Genomic DNA, 15,290 nt, shown 5'->3' with positions numbered 1-15,290 from the left:
GATTTTTCCGCTTTTGCGACACTAGGACGCTGCGTAGGGGCAGCATTATATGGTATCGGTTCCAGAATGTTGAAATCCTGGGCGCGTGCATCACAAAATGACGCCATGTCGCCGGCCCTCAATGCAGCGTTTCAGACGTCAGCCTATCTCGGGCCAGACGACCGGCCCGCGCGCCAACTGTTCGACTTCATGCGCCTGCAGTGGCCTGCTGAACCGATACCCCTGTATCTCGTCGCAGTCGCAGCGGCGCAGAAAATCGAGCTGCGCCTCGGTCTCGACGCCTTCCGCGATCACCGTCAGATGCAACTGCTGTCCGAGCAGAATCACCGCGCGCGCGATCGCGCAATCGTCCTCGCTGTCGGGCAGCCCGCGCACGAATGACTGATCCACTTTGAGACGGCGGATCGGGAAATGCTTTAGCGCGCTCAGGCTCGAATACCCGGTGCCGAAATCGTCGATCGCGAGCCGTACGCCCATCGTCTGCAGCTTCATCATCGTGACGATGGCGCCGTCGAGATCCTGCATGATCGCGCCTTCGGTAATTTCCAGTTCGAGCATGCTCGGCGGCAAGCCGCTTTCCGCGAGCGCGTGTTCGACTCGCCCGACCCAGTCGCTGTCCGCGAACTGTCGCGGCGAGACGTTGACCGACATCGTGCCCGGCCCGAGATCCGCGGCGAGCCACTGCTGCGCCTGCCGGCACGCGGTGCGCAGCACCCAGTCGCCGATCTCGATGATGAGGCCGTTTTCTTCCGCCACCGGAATGAAATCGGCGGGCGACATGGCGCCGTCGAGCGGATGATTCCATCGCAACAGCGCTTCGACGCCCACGAGCGCGTTCGTTTTCAGCGCGATCTGCGGTTGATAGAGAAGATGGAACTCGTCGTTGTCGAGCGCCTCGCGCATCTGTTCGCGCAAGCGCAAGCGCGCACGCGCCTTCGAGTTCAGTTCGGCTGCATAGGTCTGGAAATTGTTGCGGCCGAGTTCCTTCGCGCGATACATCGCGGCGTCGGCGTTCATCAAGAGCGTCTCGGTATCGGTGCCGTCGCCGGGATAGCTCGCGAGTCCCATGCTGCTCGTCACGCGATACGTCTGCCCGTCCAGCACGACCGGCCGCAGGATCGCCGTCCTGAGCGTCTCGACCACGACCATGCCCGGCTCGCGCGCGGGCGTTTCGTCGATCAGCACGACCACGAACTCGTCGCCGCCCAGCCGCACGACGGTATCGCTTGCACGCACGGACTCCACCATGCGCTGCGCGATCGTGCGCAACAGTTCGTCACCCGCGCGATGCCCGAGGCTGTCGTTGATGAGCTTGAAGTTGTCGAGATCGACGAACAGCACGGACAAACCGCGCCGTTCGCAATGCGGCGTCTGCAAAAACCGTTCGAGCCGGTCGGTCAGCAGCGCGCGATTCGGCAGGCCTGTCAGCGAATCGTGATTCGCCATGTGCTGGATGCGGCTCTCCGCGCGCCGCCGCTCGATCGCGATGGCGGCAATCCGCGTGGAGGTCGCGATGCTTTCGGTTTCGAGCGTAGTCGGCTCGCGCGCGTGGTCGAGATAGAGCGTTATCGCGCCGATAGCACCGCCGCGATGCGAGAGGATCGGCCATGACCAGCACGCGCCGCACGCGCTCAGTCCGGCGTCCCAGAACATCGCGCTCATGAGCGGGTCGCGCTTGACATCGGATATCAGCACCGGGCTTTGCCCGTGAATCGCGCGCCCCGTCGGCCCGCTTTCCGCGCCGACGACCGAGAACGCCGCGGATCGGAAATACGCTTCGGGCAGGCCTGGTCCCGCGCCGATATCGAAACGGCGGCTGTCCTCGTCACACAGCAGGATTGCGCCGACGGAGCCGGTAATCTGCGCTTCCAGCACGCGGATCAGGTAGTTCAGGATGCTGTCGAGGGAGTCGCCGGTCGCGATCATTTCGAGCACGCGGCTTTGTTCCGCGCGCCGCAGTTCGGTGTGCTTGCGCGTACTTACGTCGCGCATGATCGCGACCACGCCGCCGTCCACCCTGACCGCTTGGCGTTGCAGCCAGATCGACGTGCCGTCGGGCCGCTCGTGTCGCCACTCGTATTCGGCGGTCACGCCGGTGCGCTCGACCTGCGCGAATTCGTCGAGCATCGCGTCGCTTTCCGAGCCTTTGAACGCGCTGCAAAGCGGTTGCCCGACCAGCCTTTCCCGCGCGATGCCGAGCAATTCCGCCGCGCGCCGGTTCGACTCCTGGATCAGAAAGACCCGCGCGCGGCCGTCCGCGGAAGTACGGCCTTGCAAGATGAAGAACGCGTCGAGACTCCCCTCGGATGCTGCGTAAAACGTCTGTTGCGCGCGGCGCGCGCGCTCGCGGCTCAGCGTGAGTTGAAGGCTTGCGCGGCTGACGAAATACGCAAGGATCACCAGCAGCACGCTGCCCATTGCCGCTGCTTCGAGATACGTCTTGCGATGCCGAAGGAAGTCGGTCATCTGCTCGTCTTCGCCGAGCCCCGCCACGGCAAGCAGCGGAAAACCGTGCAGTTCGCGCACGCTGACGACGCGCGGCACATCGCGATTCCAGTGATCGCGGATCGGCGAATGCGCGGCGTCGGACCGCGCGCGCAACGGTTCGTCGCTCGCGACGAGCGCGCCCCACGAAGCGTTATCGCCCCGGCGCTCGGCACGCACCACGCCGTCGGTGCCGAGAAGCGCCAGCATGCCGTCGCTGCCCATGCGCGCGAGATCGTAGCCGCTCGTGAAATATTCCGGGTCCACCGTCACCGCGACGACGCCCGCGAACGCGCCAGCGCTGTTGCTGAGCCGCCGGCTGAAGGTGATTTCGCCCGCGCCGCTCAAGCGATTGTCGGCGGTCTTGCCGACGAACGGCGACGGATAGTCGTTGCTGCGGTTGCGCTGCTCGGCGAACCACGGCGCCTTTTCCGCGTTGATGAGCGACAGCGTGCGCGTCGCGCCGACGAGCTCGCCGTCGGCGTCGAAGATGGACACGCGAAACAGCATGGCGGGCGGCAACAGGCCGCGCTCGCGCATCTGCGAGAGCGCCGCGACACCGTTCAGCATGTACGCGTACTGAATGGTCTTGAGCGTCTGATCGATCGCGACGAGGTTGCGCCCGAGTTGCGCTTCGTAGGTGTCCGCGAGTTCGCGCGTCGATTCCAGCATCGCCGTGCGCGTCGACGCTTCTTCGATCGCAATGGTATGCAGCACCGCGCTCCATCCGATCAACAGCACAGCCGCCGTGAACAGCGGAAAAAGAAGATGCACATCGACCACGCGGCGGACGAACTTGCGCAACACGCCGATCATGTGAGATCGCGCGGGCGGGCGTCCGTGGTCGAGGGTGGCTGACATGGCGTGCTGGCTTCCGTTTCGCTCAGTGGAGATCGAGCACGACCTTCACGCTCGCATCGACATCGCTCTTGTCCATGTAGCCGACTGCATTGCGATTCGACGCGATCACGCGCTTCACCTCCGCGCCGCCGCTCACCTCGCGCGGCGGCTGTCCGCGTCCCGTAAAAATAAGCTTCGACCAGTACGCCCGAAGCTGCGCGGGCGACTTGCCCGCGATGCGCGTATAGAACTCGGCGTAGGCGAGCATATCGGGCGACTGATCGATCGGCAGCGCGTCGCGACCGTTCGAGAACGAGCCGGTTCGCCCGAGGAAAATATCGGCGATCTCGGTTTGCGTGAGGGACACGAGCGGATTTTGCGGCGACACGACCACGACGACTTCCGCATCCGAGCGGTTCGCGAGCCCCAGCAAAACGAGCGCGACGAGCGGGTAGGAAAGGTGCCTGAGGGAGTATCGCATCGTGCGCACCGCTCAGAAAACGAAGTCGAGGACAGCGGAGAACACATTCGTTCCGCTGCCAAGCCGGTACGACGGCTGGATGTTCACGAACGACCCTGCGGAGTTCGACGGCAACCAGAGATGGTCGTATTGCAGCTTCAGGTCGAGGTTCTTCGCGAAGTCCCAGCGCACGCCGACCGAGCCGTCCGTTTGCCCGAGGTTGTAGTTCGGCGCCACCGTGGCGTGGCCGAGCGACTGCTCGCGGGCGAAGGTCACGTAGGGCGTGAAGCTGTGGATCCGATATCCGGCCGTGACATAGCCGCTCAGATAGCCGGGCGTGAGCTGGTCGACGGTCACGCGGGCCAGTTCCCCTTGCACGAACCAATGGCCGGGATCGTAGGCAAGCGCGAGCGTGTAGACGGCAGTCGATTCGGCCGGCAGCGTCGAAAGCGTCGCGTTGCCGCGCAAATAGCCCGCGCGCGCAGTGAGCGCGCCGTATTCCAGCGTGTCGAATATGCCGAAAATACCGCGTCCAGTGACCTTCAGATTGCCCGGGCTGATGTGAAACGAGGACACGCCGTAGGTCGCGCGGATCGTGTTGATCGCCGTGCCCAGGTGAAAGCGGTACGAGGCGTCCGCGCCGTCGCTGTTGGTGATCGGCTGTGCGCTGTAAACCTCCTGCGGCACGCGCGCCCACGGATTCGCGTAGCCGACGTCGCGATAATCCGAATTCAGAAAAGTAGGCAACTCGATTCTGCCGATACGCACGCTAAAGTCCGGCGTGAACGCGTATCGCAGGTTCGCCCACTCGATAGCGGGCCTGAAAGAGTTGTCGTAACGATGCTCGGACACCACCTGGACGACGGCCGAAAGCTGGTTCGTGAACTGCCCCTGCACCTGCACGCCCACCTTCGAATCGCTGGCGAAATCGTACTTCCGGCTGTATCCCGCTCCGTTCGGTTCGAACGCGGTGCTCGCGAAGTCGGCGGTATCGAGCGTGGAATGCGTCACGCCCAGTGTGCCGAAGCCACTGACGGAAAACATCCGCGACGGCTCTTCGCCGCGCGCTACAGAGGTAAAACTCGCGGTGGCGAGCAAAAGGGCAGAGACCGCCATCCGCGAACGGCGGCGAGGGTGGAACCTGTTCATCTATACGGTCTGCTTCGGTAGTACAGCGCCAGTGCTGCCACCGAAGTAACGGCGCGTTCTCGTCAGACCTTTAGGAAGAAATGGCGAATTTCGCGAGTTTGCAATTTCCGGCTACGGCTCGCGACGCGCGAAGCATGCCGCGCCCCGCGCAAACGTTGGCGCGCGGGGATTTGTTCGAAAGCGAATTGCCCGGCTCGGATCTCACACCGTCACGACGATCTTCCCGAACTGACCGTTGGCTTCGAGATAGCGATGCACATCGACCATTTCATCGAACGTGAAGATTCGGTCGATCACCGGCTTGAGCGCGCCGCTCTCCAGACCCTTCAACACGTACTCCACGGCGGCCTTGCGCCGCGTTTCGTCGCCGCTGGTGAGCCAGATATTGTGCGCCTTGACCGTCAGCACTTTCGCGATCATGTCGAGCACCGGGAGCGGCGTCGGCGCTTCACTGAGCGCGCCATAGATGTACGCGATGCCGCCGAACGACAAGGCCGAAATAAGCCTGGCGAAGTTCGGGCCGCCCACGGGATCGAACGCCACGCGCGCGCCCTGCCCGCCCGTAATGCGTTTGACTTCATCGACGAGATCCATTTCTTCCGTGATGACAACATGAGCCGCGCCCGCGTCGAGCAATGCCTGCTTTTTCTCCGCGGTACGCGTGAGCGCAATCGACGTCGCGCCCGCGTAATTCGTGATCTGGATCGCGGCGAGTCCCACGCTGCTCGACGCAGCCGGGATAATGACGAAGTCGCCCCGCCCGATTTTCGCGTCTTCGACCAGCGCGCCGTAGGCGGTCACGAACATCATCCACACCGACGCCGCGTCGCTGAAGGAAAGCGATTCAGGATGCTTCACGACCGCATAGTCCGGCGCGATGACCGCCTCGCCATACATGCCATATTGGTTCATCGAGAACGACGGAATCACGCTGACCTTGTCGCCCGGCTTCAATCCGGCGACGTCCGCACCGACCGCGTCGATCACGCCCGCCGCCTCGTACCCCAGTCCGGCTGGAAACGTGGGCGGCTCGATGTAGGTATCGGCGCGCCACATCGCTTCCGCCCGGTTGATGCCGATTGCCTTCACATCGATGCGAACTTCCTTTGGACCCGGGGCGCGCACGTCGGTCTCGATAAATTCGAGAACTTCGGGGCCACCAGCCTTGGAAAATTGAATCACGCGTGACATGGAAAACTCCAGAGTGATGATGACGAACTGCGGGTACTCATAGTACCCAGCTAATCAAAACTCTTCTTTTTCCGCACGGCACGCGTGAACGGCAAAAAGGCCCTTGCGGGCCTTGGTTCGATCATTCGAGCCCTTCGTGTTTCAGCGCCAGTTGCACGGCGGGCCGCGCGCGCATGCGTTGCGCGAATTCCGTCAGCCGCTGCGGCACGTCGATTCCCACCTTGTTTGCCCAGAGCAGCATGGTGAAGAGATAAGCATCGGCCACACTCGCTTCGCTGCCGAACAGGTAGTCGCCCTTGAGCATGCCGGCGATCAACTGGAACCGCTGGCCGATCTTCTCGCGTGCGGCGGCCTCGCCGGCATCGGACGTCGGTTTGAAAACGTGGGCGAATTGCTTGTGGATTTCGGTCGATATGAACGCAAGCGTTTCAATCAAACGCAACGCGGCGTGTTCGCCAGTCGGCGCGAGCGACGGTTTTTGCTGGGCGACCCACGAGAGGATCGCGACGTTCTCGGTCAGTATCTGGCCGTCGTCTAGTTCGACGGTCGGTACATAACCCTTCGGATTGATTGCTTCGAATTTCTGTCCGGCCTCGGTCAGCTTCGTTTTCAGATCGACGCGAACGCGGTCGAAGGTGAGGTCGGCTTCGTGCATCGCGATGTGGTCGGCGAGGCTGCAAGCACCGGGCGAATAATAGAGTTTCATGATCTGCGTCTCCTTGTGGACTGGTCGGTACCCACGGAGAGCAGCAAGGGATATGCCGCGCTGCGTTCGTGCAGATAAGTGAAGTGCTATCGGCAACAAATACTTAGAAACGATTTAATCGTCGCTGGAAAATTGAATCTGCGACTGGACCCAGCGCGCCGACTGCGCGCCCTCGGTCATGTCCGACAGCGTGCTGGCCCGCACGCCGAGCAAGCGGATGCTGCGGTCGAGCGGAACACGCTTCAGACACTCCGTCGCCGCGCGGCGGATCGACCTGGCATCCGCAATCGGTGCGTCGAGCGTGAGGTCGCGCGTGACCGTAAAGAAGTCCGCGAACCGCACCTTGATACCGATGCAACCGGAGATGAGCTTGCGCTTTTCCAGATCTTCCGCGAGGCGCACGCACAAAGCTGTGAATTGCTCGGAGAGTTCGGCGCGGTCGCGTCGTGGATGGAGATCGCGCGAAAACGTCGTCTCGCGCGATTTCGAGCGCGGAACGGACGCGGTTTCGAGGTCGCGATCGTCGATACCCCGGCAAATGCGGGTCAGCCACGTCGCGTAACTGAGACCGAAGTGCTCCTGAAGAAACGCGGCGTCCGCACGCGCGATGTCGCCCACGGTGAGAATGCCGAGCGCGGCTAACCGCTCGCTCGCCTTCGGCCCGATGCCATTCACCTTTTTCGCGGCGAGCGGCCAGATGCGCGTCTCTACGTCCTCCATCGACAGGATGGTGAGGCCGTCCGGCTTGTCCAGTTCGGAGCCGATTTTCGCCAGCAGTTTGTTCGGCGCGACCGCGATCGAGCACGACAGACCGGTGGCATCGCCGACGACCCGCTTGATCCTTTGCGCGAGGATCCGCGTTTCGCCGGGAATGTCCGTCAGATCGATATAGATCTCGTCGATACCCCGGTTTTCGATGCGCGGAGCGATGGTCGCGACCGCTTCCTTGAAAAGCGTCGAGTAATGACGATAAGAATCGAAATTACTCGGCAGCAGAATGGCGTCGGGCGCGAGTTGCGCGGCCTTCATCATGCCCATCGCCGAAAAAACGCCGAGCTTGCGGGCTTCGTAGGTCGAGGTCGTCACGACGCCCCGCCCGGCATAGTCACGCAGGCTGACGAACTGCCGCGTGCCGTCCGCGAGCACGGTCGGCTCGCCGCGATGCCCTCCTCCCACGACCACGGCCTTTCCCCGCAACTCGGGGTAGCGAAGCAGTTCGACAGAAGCGAAAAACGCGTCCATGTCGAGGTGGGCAATGCGGCGGTGTGACTGAGTCATGTTCGGCGGCGCCGACGACTGGCGGGCTGACGTTGAGTGAGATTGCAATGACGATGAGTGGTGGCCACGCCTAGAGAAGATCGATCTGCTCAAGGACGCTGATTGGATGCGATCCGGAAAAACCCGACGACGCAGCCGAGACGCCGTTGCCGGAGCGCTTTGCGTGCGTGGCCGACTCGGGTTCGGGTTTCGGTCGCCCCGATGCGGTAAAGATCCAGTCTAGCGCCAGCACGTCGGCTGAAAATTCAACGCCGGGTGCGACTTCGATCGTCCTCGCCATCGCCTTTCCATCCTCGCTGGTTACTGTCCGTGGGCATGGCGCGCGTCACGCAATTTTCGCGATCCGGCACGGAAACCGAAATTCTAGCAGTGGCATTTGCCGGACAAGAGCCGCGCATCGACGGCGCCAGACCGCGATCGATTCAAAATTATTCAGCCGAGGATTCGGCCGCGTGGACGCCGCTCTAGGATACTGTATAAACGTACAGCTTTCCAGATAGCCGCAGCGGCCGTCAACGTGCGCCGGCGAAAAGAGCGCCGCTCGATGCGTGGAGAAATATCGACACAGGTCCGCAAATGACTTCCGTTGCTGATTTATGCCGTGCGCCATCGCGTGACGCAACTGCATCGCTCAGCAATGGTCAACTCGGAATCGAGGCCGAGAACCGGGTCGTCGTGTTGCAGTAAGGACCGGGATTTCATTCGCTTCCGTCGAACGAAGCACGAACACGATCTAGAAACGACCGCGCAGGTTGCGTTCGTATTGGGGGTCGGGCTGCTTTTGAGTTTGACGCAAGACGCCTTGGTCGTCGAAGTAGTAGTTGAAGATCATGTGATCGATGTTGTTCTCCATATATCGATACGACCACACTTGCCGGTCCATGCGCTTGAAATACGCGGTTTCGAAGGGCTTGCCGAAGTTCGCGAGCACGTCGTCACGCGTCCATTTTCCGACTTCGGCGCGATAGAACTCGGTCTCCTGCAACACCTGGCGAACGCCGATCACTTTGCCGGATGCATCGACGTCCGCTGCGGTCGTCGTCGAACCCATGGGCTGGGTCGGCCACATCAGGCGCTTCGCGCCATTGGGCAGATCGTAGGTTTCGCGCGGAGGCCCGAACCGCGCAATCAACGCGGACTGGTCCTCGCCCGGCGAGACCTGCTCATGCGGCTGCGCACAGGCGACGAGCGCGAGCGCTCCGAGCGAGAGCAGCCTTCTTGCGATTCGAATCGACATGAGTATCCTCCGCGACGGCGACGCGCCGATGCAGGCGCAGTCCTCTCGTCGACGCAGATTTTAGTGTATGCGATAGATGATCCGGCGCGATGGCATATCATCGGGCGATGCTGTCGCAACGAGAATGTCCTTTGAAGTAAGTGCATTGATGTTCCTCAGGAGACGCGTCATGTGCCGCTGGCTAGCGTACAAAGGCAACCCCATTCAACTCGAAACGGTTCTGTTTCGCGCGCAGCATTCGCTGATCGATCAAAGCCTGAATTCACGTCTGGGTCACACGACCACGAACGGCGATGGCTTCGGCGTCGGCTGGTATGCGCCTGCGTCGGACGAGCCGTATCGCTATCGATGCGTGCAGCCGGCCTGGAGCGACCGCAATCTGCGCGAAGCAGCGCGCGCCATACACGCGCCGCTTTTTGTCGCGCACATACGCGCCGCCACCGACACGCCCGCTCAGGAAACCAACTGTCACCCGTTTCGATACGGCCGCTGGCTGTTCATGCATAACGGCCTCATACGCGAATACCCGAAGGTCAGACGCGATCTGATGCTCGCGATCGATCCGGATTTGTTCGCGTCGGTCGAGGGCTCCACCGACTCCGAGGTCATGTTCTTTCTCGCGCTCACGTTCGGCCTGCAAACCGAACCCGTGCAGGCATTGGAGCGCATGGTGGCAGTCATCGAGGAAGCGGGGCGTCGCCACGGCATTGAATTTCCGATCAACATGACCGTGTGTGCGACCGACGGCGAGCAGATCGTCGCCGTCCGCTATTCGAGCGAGGCCGCTTCGAGGTCGCTGTTTCACAGCACGTCGTTCAGGCACTTGCGGGAGTTGTATCCGGAGGATCCGCGCATCAAGGCCGGGGGCGACGACGCCTTTCTCGTTTTGTCCGAGCCGTTGGTCGACCTTCCCGGCGTATGGAACGAGATCGCCGAAAGCGAAGCGATCGTGGCGCGAGGCGCAAGCATCGAACATCGTGCGTTTACGCCGGCGCTGCCGTGAGCGATCCGTTGACAAGCGAAGCTCGAAACCCCCGGCGGGTTGGGCGGAACAAGATCTCGTTCTATCGACCGCCAGAGAATTTCCGATCTTAAGAGCGGTGTCGCGCTTAAAGAAGGTCGGTGGCTTGCATGGCCTTATGCGCGCAGTTCACGAATGGTGGGCGAGGCGATCAGCGAGTCCGCCGGGATTAGTGGATGCAGTGCATCAGGACATGCTGCCCTGCGGCATGGGTGAACGCCGCCCTACTTCGCGACCGGGAGAGAGACGTCGCCCGCCTCTGTACGAATTCGCCTCATCGCCATTTTCGTCGCGGCCGACAAATCCTGCGCGGAGAGATCAGTCTCGAAAGCCTCGTCCCGTGCGATTCCATTCTGCGCGTAGTCGGCTTTGAGTTCGGCAATCCGGCGCTTGTACCACGCGACAACGCACGATTTTTCCGAGCAGTTATGCTGACGCCAGAGCCATTGCTGCGTCCGGTCCGCTTCAATCGGACGAGGATCGATCGCGCTGAATTTCGCGCGATCGTAAGCGCGCGCAAGTTGATCGTCGAGTGCCGACAACTGCGGATCGCCGCAGACAATGTGCTCGGAAGACGAAAGCTTCGCGGTGCATTTGAAACTCGTCGCGGACGCGGAAGCCGAGAACAGGAGCGTGGCCCCGGCCAAGGCGAATCCTGCTGTCCATCCGACATTAAAATTCGGTTTAGCGAGAGCGTTCTGTTTTTTCATCATGGTGACCTCGAAAGAAAGAAAGACTTAGCTTGGGCTTTCGAAACCAGGCGGATAGCTTTCTACTCGACACCGGTTTCGTTCACCACCTAAGACTAGTGCGTTCTTTCAAGGTCAATTGAGCAATCAATACGCTAAACCATGCAGGCCTTACCAACTCCTACAGGATCTTATCGCCCGTGCGAACTAGCCAGACACCGGCCGAAAAAAGCTGCGTTCGTAGCTCACGATGCAACGCGTATCGAGGGCGTATCGATAGGCAGCCTGACATTCGGCGTCGCTTTGGGAGTCGCTCCTGTACGTCTCGTAGGCCGCGAGGCTCGTGAACGAAAACAGTGCCAGCGCAATGTTGTTCGCGCCCTCGGACGGCAAGAAGTAACCATGGTGCTTTCCGCCGAATTTCTCCACGAGCGGAATCCAGAGTTTTGCGTACGTTTCGAACTCATCAAGCAGATGCGGTTCGATAACGTAACGCAAGTAGCAGGTAATCATGGCTTGTCCGATACACGATGAATTGATAATGCCGCCATTCTATCGAACGGTGCAACTCGCGCCGCCCGTTATTGCACGTTGCCCGCAACGAGCGCGAAGCCTTCATCCAGCCAGCCCGTCACGCCGCCGATCATCAGCTTGACCGGACGCCCCAATTGCGCCAGACGCAACGCACCCCGCGCGGCGCCGTTGCAATGCGGACCCGCGCAGTACGTAACGAACAGCGTGTCCTGCGGATACGGCGCGAGCTTCGACGCAATGATTTTTCCATGCGGCAGATTGACCGCGCCCGGCACGTGACCCATCGCGAACAGCGCCGGACCGCGCACGTCCAAGAGAACGAAGCCAGGCGTGCCGCTCGCGAACGCGCTGGCGACATCGGAGCAATCGGTTTCGAATTGCAGCGATGCCTGGAAATGTGCGAGCGCGGCCGCACTTTCAGCGGCGGGAATAGCGGTGACAGCGTTGTTCATGGTGAGGGTCGACATGTTTGAAATCCAGGTAAGTTGGTTGAGCGCCAAGACTTGAGTCTGACGCCGGATCGTGCGCATGGTAAGTGGCGTAATCGTCTATATCCGGTAACATTGCGCCATGGACAAACATTTCGTCGTCGCGCTGGCTTACGACCGGCTCTGTACTTTTGAATTCGGCTGCGTGACCGAACTGTTCGCGCTCGAACGTCCTGAGCTGGACGTCGATTGGTATCGCTTCGCGGTTTGCGCAAGCGAGCCGGGTCCGTTGCGGGCGGCAGGCGGCATCACGATCGCCGCGCCGTACACGCTCAAGCTGCTCGATCGCGCGGATACGATCGTCGTGCCCGGCTGGCGCGATGCAGACGAGTTGCCGCCGGCAGCGCTGCTCAAGAAGATCCGCGCGGCTTATCGGCGTGGCGCGCGGCTTTGCTCGATCTGCTCTGGCGTGTTCGTACTGGCGGCCGCCGGTGTGCTCGACGGCAAAACTGTCACGACGCACTGGCGCTATGCGGCCAAGTTGCAGGAACGGTATCCGCAGTTGCGCGTGCAGCCCGACGCGCTGTACGTGGACGAAGGGCAGATCATGACGTCGGCGGGATCGGCGGCGGGCCTCGACATGCTGCTTCATCTGGTGCGGTGCGACTACGGCAGCGCGGTGGCGAACCGTGTCGCGCAAAGGCTCGTGGTGGCTCCGCATCGCGAAGGCGGTCAGGCGCAGTTCGTGCCGCGTCCGATGCCGCCGGACGAAAGCGGGCGTCTGGCGACGTTGATGGACTGGGTACGTCGGCATCCTGCTCTGCCGCACACATTGCGCTCGCTCGCCGAACGCGCGGCGATGAGCCCACGCACGCTACAGCGCCAATTCCGCGATGCCACTGGCATGGCGCCCTACGAATGGGTGGTGCGCGAGCGCGTCGCGGCCGCGCGTGAGTTGCTCGAAGCAAAGCGGTCGATGCCTGTTGCCCGCGTCGCCGAGCTAGCGGGCTTCGGTTCCGAGGAATCGTTGCGCAGGCACTTTCGACGCATCGCGCTGACGAGCCCGACCGCTTATCGGGAGAAATTCGGTCAGGGCACAAAGCCCTGATTGGGCGCGTCGAAACGCGCAAATTCACCGGCCCCAGACCTTTCGATTTCCCGACAGTTGCGACCGCGACCCAATTTGGCGCGGGACTTGCTCTTTCCGATGCAAAACCCGGCGACTTGACCGGAACGTGCAACAGGAGGAGACATGCGCGAACATTCCCATGAAATAGCGGTGCCTCAGGGTCAACCCGAGAGCAGCTGGCGAATACCGTCGATAGAAAAGGCGCACGAGCGTTCCGAGACGTTCGGGCTATCCGCGTCGACGCGTCCCGATTACGACGTCCTGACCGTCGGTGAACTGCGCCTCAAGCTCGAACAGAACCGGATTCTGTGTACGCACGCGACGCCCGTGATGGAGACGCTGCGAGCGCAGATCGCCGACACGCACAGCATGATCGTGCTGACCGACGCGCTCGGTCTCATCCTCCATTCGACCGGCGACGACGATTTTCTCGCCCGCGCCGAGAAGGTCGCGCTGAAGGCCGGGGCGAACTGGGCCGAGGAGCGTCAGGGCACCAACGCAATCGGCACGGCCATCGCCGAACGCAATGCGACCGTCGTGCATGGGGACCAGCACTATCTCGCCGCGAACCATTTCCTGACATGCTCGAGCGTGCCGATCCTCGATCCGTACGGCGATCTGATCGGCGTGCTCGATGTGACGGGCGACCGTCGCAGCTATCACCGGCACACCATGGCGCTCGCGAAGATGTCGGTGCAGATGATCGAGAACCACCTGTTTTCGAGCACCTTCGACGGCATGCTGCAGATCGCCTTCCACGCCCGCCCGGAGTTTCTCGGCACGCTGATGGAAGGCATCGCCGCCTTCACCTGCGACGGGCGCTTTCTCTCCGCCAATCGCAGCGCGCAATTCCAGCTCGGCTTGTCGCTGGCGTCGCTGCGCGCGCACACGCTTTCCTCCTTGTTTCGCATGACGAGCGCCGAATTGATTGTTCGTTCGCAAGCGAGCCGCGCGTCGCATTTCACGCTCAATCTGAACAACGGCGCGGCGCTCTGCGGACGCGTTCGCCTGAATCGCGCGTCGCTCGCCGACGGGCCGTGGCAATCGAGCGTTCAGGCCGCGGGCGCTGCCGGTACGCCTGTTTGCCTGCCTGTTCCCAACAAGAACGTCTCGAGACTTTGTTCACTGTCCTCGCTCGACGCGGGCGATCCATCGATGGCAAGCCTGATCGGCAAAGTGCGCAAGGTGATCGGGAAGAACATTCCAATCCTCGTCACAGGCGAGACCGGCACGGGCAAGGAACTGCTCGCGCAAGCGATCCACAACGATTCCCCGCGCCGCGCCGCGCCGTTCGTTGCCGTGAACTGCGCGTCCATTCCGGAGAGCCTGATCGAATCCGAGTTGTTCGGCTACGAAGAAGGCGCGTTCACCGGCGCGCGACGCAAGGGGACCGCCGGCAAGGTGCTGCAAGCCAATGGCGGGACACTCTTTCTCGACGAAATCGGCGACATGCCGTTTCCGCTGCAAATGCGCTTGCTGCGCGTGCTGCAGGAGCGTGTGGTCGATCCGCTCGGCTCCAACAAATCCATCCCGGTCGATGTCGCGATCATTTGCGCCACTCATCGCAACTTGCGCGAGATGATCGTGCAGAACCGCTTCCGCGAAGACCTCTACTACCGGCTGAACGGGCTTGTCGTCAAGTTGCCGCCGCTGCGCGAGCGTACGGACCTGGCGGCCGTCGTCACGTGGATGCTGCACGAACTCAGCGCCGAGACGCACGGCGCCGCGCCGCTTACCATCGACGCCGACGTCATGGCGCTGTTCGAATGCTATCCGTGGCCGGGCAATTGCCGGCAGCTAGCCAATCTGCTGCGCACGGCCGCCGCGATGGCGGACGGCGCGGGCTGTATCCGTCGCGAGCACTTGCCCGACGATTTCTTCGACGAAGTCGGCGGTATCGAAGTCGAAACATGCCCGCGCAACGTGCCAAAGCACGTGCCCGAGCGCCTTGAGGAAGTCACCGCGTCGGTCATCACCTCCGCGCTCGCGCGGCATCAGGGGAACGTTTCCGCCGCCGCACGCGCCTTGGGCATCTCACGTAACACCATCTATCGTAAGTTGCCGCAGCACGCCGCCGATTAAGCCTATATTCCGCCGCAAAGGTGTTCCATTTCGCAACGTGTACTGTCGCGAAACTGAACACC

14 protein-coding genes are annotated in these 15,290 nt (G+C 62.1%); 3 read left to right on the top strand and 11 right to left on the bottom strand.

Features of this window, described 5'->3' with window-relative positions:
• Positions 1–138: 138 nt before the first annotated feature.
• The 8 genes from AC3D25_RS20315 to AC3D25_RS20280 all read right to left on the bottom strand — a co-directional run bounded on the left by AC3D25_RS20315 (position 139) and on the right by AC3D25_RS20280 (position 9,345).
• A complete protein-coding gene (locus AC3D25_RS20315) occupies positions 139–3,345 on the bottom strand; it encodes a bifunctional diguanylate cyclase/phosphodiesterase (protein WP_488890241.1) in 3,207 nt (1,068 codons plus the stop codon).
• Positions 3,346–3,367: 22 nt separating this feature from the next.
• A complete protein-coding gene (locus AC3D25_RS20310) occupies positions 3,368–3,805 on the bottom strand; it encodes a type 2 periplasmic-binding domain-containing protein (protein WP_488890240.1) in 438 nt (145 codons plus the stop codon).
• A 12-nt stretch (positions 3,806–3,817) separates the two neighbouring features.
• Complete coding sequence (locus tag AC3D25_RS20305; RefSeq protein ID WP_488890239.1) at positions 3,818–4,828, bottom strand: hypothetical protein; 1,011 nt, start codon at positions 4,826–4,828, stop codon at positions 3,818–3,820.
• A gap of 306 nt (positions 4,829–5,134) precedes the next feature.
• Positions 5,135–6,124: a zinc-dependent alcohol dehydrogenase family protein gene (locus AC3D25_RS20300; protein ID WP_488890238.1), complete on the bottom strand. Its 990-nt coding sequence runs from the start codon at positions 6,122–6,124 to the stop codon at positions 5,135–5,137.
• A gap of 121 nt (positions 6,125–6,245) precedes the next feature.
• Positions 6,246–6,830 (bottom strand): glutathione binding-like protein, encoded by a 585-nt coding sequence (locus AC3D25_RS20295; protein ID WP_488890237.1) that lies wholly within the window; start codon positions 6,828–6,830, stop codon positions 6,246–6,248.
• A 114-nt stretch (positions 6,831–6,944) separates the two neighbouring features.
• Positions 6,945–8,108, bottom strand: a complete 1,164-nt coding sequence (dinB, locus tag AC3D25_RS20290; protein ID WP_488890236.1) for a DNA polymerase IV — start codon at positions 8,106–8,108, stop codon at positions 6,945–6,947.
• Between the two features lie 70 nt (positions 8,109–8,178).
• Positions 8,179–8,388, bottom strand: a complete 210-nt coding sequence (locus tag AC3D25_RS20285) for a hypothetical protein (protein WP_488890235.1) — start codon at positions 8,386–8,388, stop codon at positions 8,179–8,181.
• Positions 8,389–8,841: 453 nt separating this feature from the next.
• Positions 8,842–9,345, bottom strand: a complete 504-nt coding sequence (locus tag AC3D25_RS20280) for a hypothetical protein (RefSeq protein ID WP_488890234.1) — start codon at positions 9,343–9,345, stop codon at positions 8,842–8,844.
• A 169-nt stretch (positions 9,346–9,514) separates the two neighbouring features.
• Here AC3D25_RS20280 and AC3D25_RS20275 point away from each other — a divergent pair, with 169 nt between their 5' ends.
• Entirely contained in the window at positions 9,515–10,348 is an 834-nt protein-coding gene (locus tag AC3D25_RS20275; RefSeq protein WP_488890233.1) for a class II glutamine amidotransferase, read from the top strand.
• Positions 10,349–10,590: 242 nt separating this feature from the next.
• Here AC3D25_RS20275 and AC3D25_RS20270 read toward each other — a convergent pair whose 3' ends face one another.
• The 3 genes from AC3D25_RS20270 to AC3D25_RS20260 all read right to left on the bottom strand — a co-directional run bounded on the left by AC3D25_RS20270 (position 10,591) and on the right by AC3D25_RS20260 (position 12,056).
• Complete coding sequence (locus tag AC3D25_RS20270) at positions 10,591–11,013, bottom strand: lysozyme inhibitor LprI family protein (RefSeq protein WP_488890232.1); 423 nt, start codon at positions 11,011–11,013, stop codon at positions 10,591–10,593.
• Positions 11,014–11,262: 249 nt separating this feature from the next.
• Positions 11,263–11,568, bottom strand: coding sequence for an NIPSNAP family protein (locus AC3D25_RS20265; RefSeq protein WP_488890231.1), 306 nt, complete (start codon positions 11,566–11,568; stop codon positions 11,263–11,265).
• Positions 11,569–11,636: 68 nt separating this feature from the next.
• Positions 11,637–12,056, bottom strand: a complete 420-nt coding sequence (locus AC3D25_RS20260) for a rhodanese-like domain-containing protein (RefSeq protein WP_488890230.1) — start codon at positions 12,054–12,056, stop codon at positions 11,637–11,639.
• Positions 12,057–12,159: 103 nt separating this feature from the next.
• Here AC3D25_RS20260 and ftrA point away from each other — a divergent pair, with 103 nt between their 5' ends.
• Together ftrA and AC3D25_RS20250 are read left to right on the top strand one after the other, a co-directional pair.
• On the top strand, positions 12,160–13,125 hold the full coding sequence (gene ftrA, locus AC3D25_RS20255; RefSeq protein ID WP_488890229.1) for a transcriptional regulator FtrA: 966 nt from the start codon (positions 12,160–12,162) through the stop codon (positions 13,123–13,125).
• 144 nt (positions 13,126–13,269) lie between these two features.
• On the top strand, positions 13,270–15,228 hold the full coding sequence (locus AC3D25_RS20250) for a sigma-54-dependent Fis family transcriptional regulator (protein WP_488890228.1): 1,959 nt from the start codon (positions 13,270–13,272) through the stop codon (positions 15,226–15,228).
• Positions 15,229–15,290: the final 62 nt, after the last annotated feature.

This window comes from Caballeronia sp. SL1002 (assembly GCF_057814995.1).
This window is presented reverse-complemented; position numbering and strand designations above follow the sequence as displayed.